This is a genomic window from Streptomyces rectiviolaceus, from assembly GCF_039533825.1.
GTDB classification, from domain to species: Bacteria; Actinomycetota; Actinomycetes; order Streptomycetales; family Streptomycetaceae; genus Streptomyces; species Streptomyces rectiviolaceus.
The window spans coordinates 1-6,087 of sequence record NZ_BAAAUG010000164.1 but is presented as its reverse complement, the minus strand read 5'-3'; the positions used below and the strand labels follow the sequence as shown (position 1 = coordinate 6,087).

Sequence of the window (6,087 nt, the reverse complement as noted above, 5' to 3'; positions counted from 1 at the left end):
GCGCCGATGGTACTGCAGGGGGGACCCTGTGGGAGAGTAGGACGCCGCCGAACTATTATTACGGGAAACCCCCGCACCCTCTGGGTGCGGGGGTTTTCTGCGTTCACCCTATTTAGAGGTCCTTCAAGGGCCTTTTCCTATTTCAGAGGCGGCCGGCTGCCTTCAAGGACAGGTACGCGTCTGCCAAGGCGGGGGCCAGGTCGGAGGGGGTCGCGTCCACCACTGTGACGCCGTGGCGGATGAGTTGTTCTGCCGTGCGGTGGCGTTCCGCGTGGGCCTGGGCGGCGGCTGCCGCGTCGTACACGGCCTCTGTTGTTCCGCGGGCCTTGGCCATTTGCTCGATGTGGGGGTCGGCCACCGAGGCAAGGAGGACCGTGTGGCGCTGGGTGAGGCGGGAGAGTACGGGGAGCAGGCCCTCTTCGATGGGGGCCGCGTCGAGGCTGGTCAGGAGCACGATCAGAGAGCTGCGCTTCGCGGTGCGGAGGGCTGTTGAGGTCAGGCCCCTGGCGTCCGTTTCGACGAGTTCCGGTTCCAGCGTGGCCAGGGCGTTGACGACGGAGGGGAGCACATCGCCTGCAGCCTTGCCCTGGACCAGGGCGCGTACCCGGCGGTCGTAGGCGAGGAGGTCCACTCGGTCGCCCGCTCGGGAGGCCAGGGCCGCGAGGAGCAGGGCCGCGTCCATCGAGGCGTCGAGGCGCGGGGCGTCGCCGACCCGGCCCGCCGAGGTGCGGCCGGTGTCGAGGACCAGCAGGATGTGGCGGTCGCGTTCGGGGCGCCAGGTGCGGACGGCGACGCTGGACTGGCGGGCGGTGGCGCGCCAGTCGATGGAGCGGGTGTCGTCGCCGGGGACGTAGTCGCGGAGGCTGTCGAATTCCGTGCCTTGGCCGCGGGTCAGCACGCTGGTGCGGCCGTCGAGTTCGCGCAGGCGGGCCAGCTTGGAGGGGAGGTGCTTCCGGCTGGTGAAGGGAGGCAGGACCCGGAGTGTCCACGGGACCTTGTGGCTGCCCTGGCGGGTGAGGAGTCCCAGGGGGCCGTACGAGCGGATGGTGACGCGGTTCGCCTGGTGGTCGCCGCGGCGGGTGGGGCGCAGGCGGGTGGTGAGGCGGCGTCGCTCTCCGGGAGGGATCGTCAGCCGGTGTCGGGAGGCCTCGACTTCGGTGCCGGGCTGCCAGCTGCTGGGGGGCCAGGCGTCGCGGAGCTGGGCGCGCAGGGGACGGCCGGAGGGGTTGGTGACCGTCAGCTGGACTTCGGCGGGTTCTCCGAGCCGTACGGAGGTGTCGCCTGCGCGGGTCAGGCCGAGTCGGCGTACGGGGGCGGCGAGGGCGAAGTCGCAGGCGCAGGCCAGGGCCAGCGGGGTGTTCACCGCGAGGATGCCGGTCCAGCTGGGGTCCCAGATGCCTACGGGGAGGCTGCCGAGGGCCGCCAGGAGGGCTGTGCGGCCGGTGAGGGCCATCAGCGGGGGACCGGGACGTGGGCGAGGATCGCGTTGATGACCGAGTCCGCTGTCACGCCTTCCATCTCGGCCTCCGGGCGGAGCTGGACGCGGTGGCGGAGAGTGGGGAGGGCGAGGGCCTTCACGTCGTCGGGGATGACGTAGTCGCGGCCCGTCAGCCAGGCCCAGGCGCGGGCCGTGGAGAGGAGCGCTGTGGCGCCTCGGGGGGAGACGCCCAGGGTGAGGGACGGGGACTCGCGTGTGGCGCGGCAGATGTCCACCACGTAGCCGGTGATCTCGGGGGAGATGGATGTCTTGGCGACCGCGGAGCGGGCCGCCTCCAGGTCGGCGGGGCCCGCGACGGGGCGGATGCCGGCGGCGTGGAGGTCGCGGGGGTTGAAGCCCTCCGCGTGACGGGTGAGGACGCTGATCTCGTCCTGGCGGGAGGGGAGGGGGACGGTGAGCTTGAGAAGGAAGCGGTCGAGTTGGGCCTCGGGGAGGGGGTATGTGCCCTCGTACTCGACGGGGTTCTGGGTGGCCGCGACGAGGAAGGGTTCGGGGAGCGGGCGGGGGGTGCCGTCGACCGTGACCTGGCGTTCCTCCATCGCTTCGAGGAGGGAGGACTGGGTCTTGGGCGGGGTGCGGTTGATCTCGTCGGCGAGGAGGAGGTTGGTGAAGACCGGGCCAGGCTGGAACGAGAACTCGGTGGTGCGGGCGTCGTAGATGAGGGAGCCCGTGACGTCGCTCGGCATCAGGTCCGGGGTGAACTGGACGCGCTTGGTGTCCAGTTCGAGGGATGCGGCGAGGGCGCGGACGAGCAGGGTCTTCGCCACTCCGGGTACGCCTTCGAGGAGGACGTGGCCGCGGCAGAGCAGGGCCACGACGAGGCCCGTCACCGCGGGGTCCTGGCCGACCACGGCCTTGGAGATCTCGGTGCGCAGGGACTCCAGGGAGGAGCGGGCGCTGCCGGAGCTCCCGGCGTTGTCAGTGGTCGGGTCCATCATGAAGTACGTACCTCTCTTTCGAGGGCGTCGAGTTGGTCGGCGAGGGTGATGAGGGCCGCGTCGTTGGCCGGGGGCGGGCCGAAGATGAGGGGGTGCAGGTCGTGGCCGGGGGTGCGGAGTTTGGCGGAGAGGGCGGGGAGCAGGGTCTCGGGGGCGTGGGCCTGGCCGGCGGTCAGGCCGATGAGACGGGCGATGCGGGTGCGGGTGGTCGAGCGGAGTGCGGCGGCCGCGCGGTCGCGGGCGTTCGCCTTGCGGTAGAGGCGGGCTCGGCCTTCGACGGTTTCGGAGGCGCGGATGGCGACGGGGAGGCGTTCGGGGACGAGCGGGCCGAGGCGGCGGGCGCGCCACAGGGCGGCGAGTGCGGCGGCGATGGTGAGTTGCAGGGTGCCCCAGAGCCAGCCGTCGGGGATCAGGTCGAAGAAGTCGCGGTCGGCGGTATCGGCGTCGGCGCCGGCGTCGTCGGAGAGTGAGGGGAGGTACCAGACCAAGTGGGGGCGGGAGCCGAGGAGTTGCAGGGCCAGTGAGGCGTTGCCCTGCTCGTCGAGGCGGTCGTTGAAGAGGATGTCGGGGGCGCCGAGTACGACGGTGTCGCCGGGCCCGTCGGCGGCCGGGAGCTGCAGCAGGCTGGGTAGGCCGTCGGTGAGGTAGCAGGCTTCGGCGTCCGGAGCGAGGGTGTCGTAGCGGAGGCCGCCCACGTCGGCGGAGCCTGCGCGCTCGGCCGCGGGCAGGGAGCAGCGGGGGGAGAGCGTCGAGTCGAGGCTGGGGGTGGCGTCCGCGGTGACCCCGGGGGCGAGGGTGCTGACCGAGGGGGTGCCGGGGGCGAGGAGGACGGTGCGGCCTCGGGAGTCCTTGGTGGCCGCGCGGAGGCGCGACTGCTGGCGCTCGGTGAGCCGGTCGGGGGATGCGACCAGGAGCGTGGTGTCCGGTCCTGCCGCGGACCTGGCCTCTTCGGAAGTGGTGACCACGCGGGTGGATACGCCGCGGTCGGCGAGGAGTTCGGCGACCGCGCGGCTGCCGTAGGGGTCGGTGGAGCGGGGGTCGAGGCGGCCGTGCTGGGCGCCGGTGCGGACGGCCGCGATGGCGATGGCGGCTGCCAGGAGGACGAACAGGGCGAGGAGGATGCCGCGGGTCCGGGTCCAGAGTTGGCGGGGGGTGGGGGCGGAGGAAGTGGGGGAGGGGGCGGGGGTGTTGCCGGGGTCGCTCGGGCTGGCGGGGCCGCCGGGGTTGTCGGGACCGCCGGAGCTGCCGGTGCTGCCGGAGCCGCTGGATTTGCCGGGGGCGCCGGGACCGCCAGAGCCACCGTGGCTGCCGGAGCTGCCGGTGCTGCCGGAATTGTCGGTGCCGCCAGAGTTGCCGGGGCCGTCGGAGCTGCCGGAGCCGCTGGATTTGCCGGGGGCGCCGGGACCGCCAGAGCCACCGTGGCTGCCGGAGCTGCCGGAACTGTCGGTGCCGCCAGAGTTGCCGGGGCTGCCGGTGCCGTCAGAGTTGCCAGGGTAACCAGGGCTGCTGGGATTGCCGGGGTCGTCGGTGTTGGCTCCGGACCTCGTTCCGCTGTCGGTCCCGCTCCCGGTCCCGCTCCCGCTCCCGGTCCCGGTCCCGCTCCCGCTCCCGGTCCCGCTCCCGCTCCCGGCCCCGCTCCCGGTCCTGGCCCCGGTCCTGGCCCCGGGCCGATTGTCGGTGCTGGCTGCAGGCCTGGTGTCGCTTCCGGTCCTATCCTCGGGCCTGGCTCCGGACCCGCTTCCGTTGCCGGTCTCACCCTTGGGCCCGACTGCGGGCCCGGCCTCAGGCCCGGTCGTCTTGCCGGTCGTGGCCTTGGTGTTGGTCTTGGGGGTGGAGTTGGGGGTGGTGGGGTTTTGGGGGGTCGTCAATTGAGGGCTCCCTCAGGGGTGTTGCTGAGGGTTGGCCTTGTTTGGGTCAGGGCCTTGTCCAGGGTGGTCAGGCGGTCGTAGGTCGGCTCGGTGGCTGTGCGGCCGCCGTAGGTGATGGCGTCGAACGACTGGGCTGCTGCCTGGAGTTCCGTGGCGTGTGCGGGGAGGGTTTGGGACGCTTCCGCTGCTGCTTCGTCCGCTGTGCGGCCTGGGCGGGGGTCCAGTAGGGCGCGTTCCTCCAGGGAGCGGACCATCGCCCGCATGCGTTCCTGGACGGCTTGGTTCCAGTGGCCCTGGGCGGCGTGCGCCTCGGCGGCGGCGCGGTGTTCCGCCGCGGTCCGCGGGCGGTCGTCGAAGAGGGCGGGGGACGACGCGGGGGCGCGGTGCGGGGTGCCCAGGCGCCACCAGAGGGCCGCGATGAGGGCCACCACGGCGACGACGATGACCAGGAGGCCGAAGCCACCGCCCGGGGTCGCCCCCGAGGCGGCGGTGAACAGGTCGTCGACCCAGTCCCAGAAGCGGTTCAGGGCGCGTTGGAGGAGGCTGGGGTCGTTCTCGTGGTAGGCGGGGTCGGACAGTTCGCGCTCGGCGGCCTCCCTTGCGGGGGCGCGCGGGATCGTCACCGGTGGGTCGTCCTCGCCGGTGCGTGCCGGGGCGAGTGGTGTGCTCGCCGCTCTTGAGCCGGCCAGAACCAGAACTGCCCCCGTCATCGCATCAGCTCCCGGGGGTGCCGGGGGCGTTCGGGCCGTTGGTGTCCTGGAGGCCTGCCGCGCGGGCGAGTTCGAGGTCCAGGGCCTCGCGGCGGATGCGCTGGTCGATGTAGAGGAGGACCGTGACGCCGGCGGTGATCGGGAACGTCAGCATCGAGCCGATGACCGAGCCGACGCCGCTGACGATCAGGAAGGTCCAGCCGAGATCGCCGGTTCCGCTGTCGAGGAAGCCGGTGACGCCGTCGCCGCTCACCGCGCCCGCGATGAGCGCGAAGGGGATGACGATGATCGACGCCACTACGTTGGCGATGATCGCGGCGAGCAACTGGATGCCGAACACGCGCCACCAGGAGCCGCGGACCAGCTTCACCGAGCGGGTCATCGACTTCTTCACGCCCTGCTTCTCCAGCATCAGGGCGGGAGAGGCGAGCGAGAAGCGGACAAGGAGCCAGACGGCGACGACACCGGCGGCGAATCCGCCGAGCACGGCGAGGCTGATGCCTGCGTCGCCTCCCCCGGCCACCGCGATCAGTACGCCGGGCAGCGTGCCTGCGGCGACGACCGCCATGCCGATGAGCGGGAGCAGCAGCGTCAGGCCGATCAGCCTCGGCAACTGCGGCTTGGCGTCCTGCCAGGCCTCCGCCGTGGTGACCGACTTACCGAGCACCGCGCGGCTGGTGACCATCGTGAGCAGGGCGGTCGCGACGATCGTGCCGAGCAGGGTGATCAGCAGGATCACGCCGGAGCTCAGCAGGGTGTCGCCCAGGGCGCGGGTCAGTTCGCCGACGGTCGCGCTCGGGTCGTCGAGGACGTCGGTGGTCTCGCTGTCGTTGAGGACGAGCCCCTGGAGCAGGATGACGACGATCTCCGTGAACACGGCCACGGCAAGCGAGATGCCGAGCACCGTGCGCCAGTACGTACGCATCGTGGAGACCGCGCCGTCCAGGATCTCGCCGACGCCGAGCGGGCGCAGCGGGATGACGCCGGGCTTGGCGGCGGGCGGCGGGCCCTGCCACGCGCCCCAGCCGGGGTAACCGCCCGGACCACCGGGGCCGGGTCCACCAGGGCCGGAG

4 protein-coding genes and 1 pseudogene are annotated in these 6,087 nt (G+C 72.6%); all 5 read right to left on the bottom strand.

Translation table 11 applies throughout. From position 1 onward, the window contains the following. Positions 1-142 precede the first annotated feature (142 nt). A complete protein-coding gene (locus tag ABD378_RS36595; protein WP_344528369.1) occupies positions 143-1,453 on the bottom strand; it encodes a DUF58 domain-containing protein in 1,311 nt (436 codons plus the stop codon). Next, a complete protein-coding gene (locus ABD378_RS36590) occupies positions 1,453-2,433 on the bottom strand; it encodes an AAA family ATPase (protein WP_344528371.1) in 981 nt (326 codons plus the stop codon). Before ABD378_RS36590 ends, ABD378_RS36595 begins: the two co-directional genes overlap by 1 nt. Beyond that, a pseudogene (locus tag ABD378_RS36585) lies at positions 2,433-3,605 on the bottom strand (DUF4350 domain-containing protein); the annotation flags it as partial. The pseudogene ABD378_RS36585 and the gene ABD378_RS36590, both read right to left, overlap by 1 nt. A gap of 695 nt (positions 3,606-4,300) precedes the next feature. Continuing rightward, positions 4,301-5,014: a DUF4129 domain-containing protein gene (locus ABD378_RS36580; RefSeq protein ID WP_344528367.1), complete on the bottom strand. Its 714-nt coding sequence runs from the start codon at positions 5,012-5,014 to the stop codon at positions 4,301-4,303. A 4-nt stretch (positions 5,015-5,018) separates the two neighbouring features. Beyond that, on the bottom strand, positions 5,019-6,087 hold a 1,069-nt coding region (locus tag ABD378_RS36575; protein WP_344528365.1), incomplete at its 5' end, for a DUF7847 domain-containing protein.

What these genes read in the sequence shown, in the direction of transcription:
- ABD378_RS36590 (WP_344528371.1), bottom strand. Translation starts at nt 2,433, where the DNA reads ATGGACCCGACCACTGACAACGCCGGGAGCTCCGGCAGCGCCCGCTCC.
- ABD378_RS36580 (WP_344528367.1), bottom strand. Translation starts at nt 5,014, where the DNA reads ATGACGGGGGCAGTTCTGGTTCTGGCCGGCTCAAGAGCGGCGAGCACA.
- ABD378_RS36595 (WP_344528369.1), bottom strand. Translation starts at nt 1,453, where the DNA reads ATGGCCCTCACCGGCCGCACAGCCCTCCTGGCGGCCCTCGGCAGCCTC.